3 protein-coding genes are annotated in these 3,252 nt (G+C 66.4%); 1 reads left to right on the top strand and 2 read right to left on the bottom strand.

From position 1 onward, the window contains the following. Positions 1 to 524: hypothetical protein (locus tag ABD350_RS37460; protein WP_344353876.1), on the bottom strand; the 524-nt coding region annotated here is incomplete at its 3' end. 137 nt (positions 525 to 661) lie between these two features. Here ABD350_RS37460 and ABD350_RS37455 point away from each other — a divergent pair. Further along, positions 662 to 1,177: a hypothetical protein gene (locus tag ABD350_RS37455; RefSeq protein WP_344353874.1), complete on the top strand. Its 516-nt coding sequence runs from the start codon at positions 662 to 664 to the stop codon at positions 1,175 to 1,177. A gap of 94 nt (positions 1,178 to 1,271) precedes the next feature. Here ABD350_RS37455 and ABD350_RS37450 read toward each other — a convergent pair whose 3' ends face one another. Then, positions 1,272 to 2,369, bottom strand: coding sequence for a hypothetical protein (locus tag ABD350_RS37450; RefSeq protein WP_344353872.1), 1,098 nt, complete (start codon positions 2,367 to 2,369; stop codon positions 1,272 to 1,274). Between the last annotated feature and the right edge of the window lie 883 nt (positions 2,370 to 3,252).

Below are 3,252 nucleotides of genomic sequence, written 5' to 3'. Positions count from 1 at the left end.
CCCGCTCGGCGCCCGCCGCACAGCAGTCGCTGTTCTGACGAGCTGGACTGAGCCGGACCGAAGGCGGCTGCAGGACCTGCCTGCAGCCGCATGCCGATCGCAGCGAGGGCTCCGGCTGGCGCAGCGATCAGGTTGATTCTCATTCGGGCACCCTCAGGCCGCTTCGCCGTTTCCGCTCGTTCGGCCTCCTCAGCTCTCGCTGCGGCCTCTTTACGTTCGTCCATAACCGTGGCAAGGTTCGGCACGTCGCCCGTCGGACGGCGGTGGGAGCAGCCCACGCAATGCTGTTCGTAGAACTCCCCGACAATCCAGTCCAGGTTCGCGCTGGCACCGCCATGCGCCACGAGGCAGCTCACCTGCCGCGTGTTGATCGGCAGGCCGGTGGCCGCCTCGGCCATCCCCTGGCCGCCGAACTCGGTGAACGTCATGTTCAGACAGTGACGGCGGGCCATCTCCATCGTGACGGCATTCTTACGGCCGGTTCTCACCGCATCATCGAAAAATCGCTCTGCCTGGCTGCTCACTCCACTACTGTCTCAGGCACCACTGACAACGCCGCCCGACCATCGCTCATTGCAGACTTCACGTTTCACAGCGTCGCCCGAGGTCCTGACTGGCTTCGAAGGCGGTGTCGCTGTCGCCCTGCGGGATTTGGGCCAGGGTGAGGCCCGCCTGGCGCAGGGACAGTTGGCTGGCCCAGGAGCAGAAGGACGACGAGGCATATGTACAGCGCTCCACCCGCTACATCGACGAGTTCCGCGCCCGCCAGAAGAAGACCATCGCCCTGTTCTCCAGCAACGGGGTGTCCCTCAAAGCCGCGGAGCAGCTGCTCCATCTGCCTGACAGCATGGTCGAAGGGCCACAAGCCATAGCGAAGGGGCGCAAGCCCTTGCCGCCGATCGACGAGCTGCTCCTGGCCATGGGCGAGCCCTTCCCCGAGCCGGGCTGGCTACCGGCGGCGTACTCACTGCTGAGTCAGGTCACCCACAGCACTCCCACCGGGCTCGCGCACATGGCCCGCTACGTCGACGGCACACTAAGGGCCCACGACATCTCCCCCGAGATGCTGGCCCTGGCCCTCGACGTCGCCTGCCTGGGCAGCGCCCGGCTCATCGGCCTGTCGTACCTGCTTTTGACCCGCGGTGACGACACGGCAACAGTACGCGCTCGGTCTTGAGGAACGAGCCCTTGCCGTGCACAACACGGCGCGCCTGGTCCACTGACTCGACTGACTCCCACCGCCCAGGACGGCGCACCGTAGGTCCTGCCGATCAGTTGTCGCACCAGGCGCTCATGCGGTCGGCGACGTGAGCGGTGTGGAGCGCAAGGGTGTCGCCGAGCGATCGTGCTTCATCTGCTGGGAAGTAGGCGTCCAGGAGGCCGTAGAGCGGTGCGTCAAGAGACAGTCGTTCCTGCACGTCCCGCGTGGGGCGGTAGTGGACCAGAGTGTTCCTGAAGCCTCTGTGAGCCTGAAGGATCAGGTTGCTCATCGGGGCGGCGAGGATGTCCTTCAGCAGCGCTCGGTCCGGCGGGCGGAGTTCGGCCCCGTACTGGTCGTCGAGCTTGCCGAGGCTGGAGAGGACGTGATGAAGGGTGATGTAGCGAAGCTTGAACAGTGTTGTCGCCGAGGAGGGGTTGGTGTCGTCGGCGAGGAGGACGTCAACGGTGTTCAGTGCACAGGTCATGGCTGTCAGGGAGGCCTTGATCTCCTCTCGGAGGGCGGGATCGAAGCTTCGTCGGTAGTGCTTCTCGGCACGCACCTCGTTCTCGGTCAGGTCCGTTTTCTGCACGGCGTCGAGGGCGGTCTGCCCCTGCCAGGGCAGGCCCTCTGCCGCCGCGGCGATGTAACTGCCCTGTTCCACGGCGATGGCATGCAGTCTGGGGCCGAGCTCATCCTGGTTCTTCAAGGCCTGCGGGGGGAAGGCGAGGAAGAAGCTGGCTGTGTGCGAGGTCGAGACGAGTCTGCCGCGGAAGCGCCACAGGACGAGATCCTTCTCCAGCGGCCGGGCCAGTGGCAGCCAGGTGTTGTTGAGGAATTCCTGACGGTATTCCTCGATGATGCGCCGGAAGTCGGCGCCGACGTCGTCCAGTTCCTTGTACTTGTCGTCGTAGAGCTTGACCGAGTGCCGAGCGCGCTCGATGGCGGGTGCGCAGTCGTAGGCGAGGGCGTCCGCGAGGTCAGGATCGACGTGGCGAAGTGCCCGATGGGACTCGTGGATGATCAGGCACATGTAGTTGTGCATGCAGAAGATAGGGATGACAGCCTGGTCGGGGGCGGCCGTGACGTTGTGGGCGAAGCGTCGCAGGAACATGATGTCCTGTGCGATCAGTGCCAGGGCGATGTCGTTGCCGGGGGCTGTTGTCGTCACGGCTGTGTCTTCTCCGGGTGCTGGTGGCGGTGTCGCCTCCTGCCGTACGGCACCGGTCCTGGCCTGGTGCCGGCTACGGGCCGGGCAGGTACTGAGGGCATCGTGCCAGCAGCCGGTGCCGGAACACATCGGGTTTTGGCTCTGCAGGCCATGCGGAGCCGACAGGCAGGTGAAGCCGGGCGGGGAACGAACGCGGAGGTCGAGACCCCCCTTGTCCGCTGCGGTACCGCCGACCCGCGCCGACCGGGGACATGCTGCGGCGCCCTCTTGCCGGTGCCGGAGCACGCTCGGTGGGTTTGGCGTGGTGTTGCCGTCAGCGGAACGGGCGCGGTTTCGACGGGATCCTCGGGCGTGGCGACTCGCCATTCCTCGCCGTGATCTCGTCGAACGGAGCGTTGCCATCGCCAGGGGGCGGGTCACCCTGATGCTTGTCCACTGTTCCTTTGCCGGGTCAAGGAAGCCACAGCGTTGCAGCAGGGTGGCTCTGCCAGAGCACGAGGACGCCTTCGAGCAGGAGGTCCGCACCCGCTTCGAGGTGTCGGACATGTGCGGCCCTTACCCACGGTCGGTGGACGCCGACAGGGCACCACCCTGCCCCCAGGGGTCCTTCGGCACCGTTCGGCCGGAGGCGCCCTCCCGGAAGTCGCTCCTGAGCGACGGCATGGTCAGGGGGCGGCGGGGCCTCCCGCTGCTGTTCCACCGGAACCGAGGGGCTCCTCGCACAGCACTGCGAGAACGCGGACTGACCGGCCGCGTTCTCGCAGTGTCCGCCGCAGTCCCACGGCGGCGGTAGCGGCGCCCATCGTGTCGGCGAGTACGCGGCTAGGCCGTTTCTTTCAGATCATCGGATCGTTGGTCTGGGTGTGTCGTTGACTGACGCCCA

It is taken from the genome of Streptomyces nogalater (assembly GCF_039532885.1).
Taxonomy (GTDB): domain Bacteria; phylum Actinomycetota; class Actinomycetes; order Streptomycetales; family Streptomycetaceae; genus Streptomyces; species Streptomyces nogalater.
This window is presented reverse-complemented; position numbering and strand designations above follow the sequence as displayed.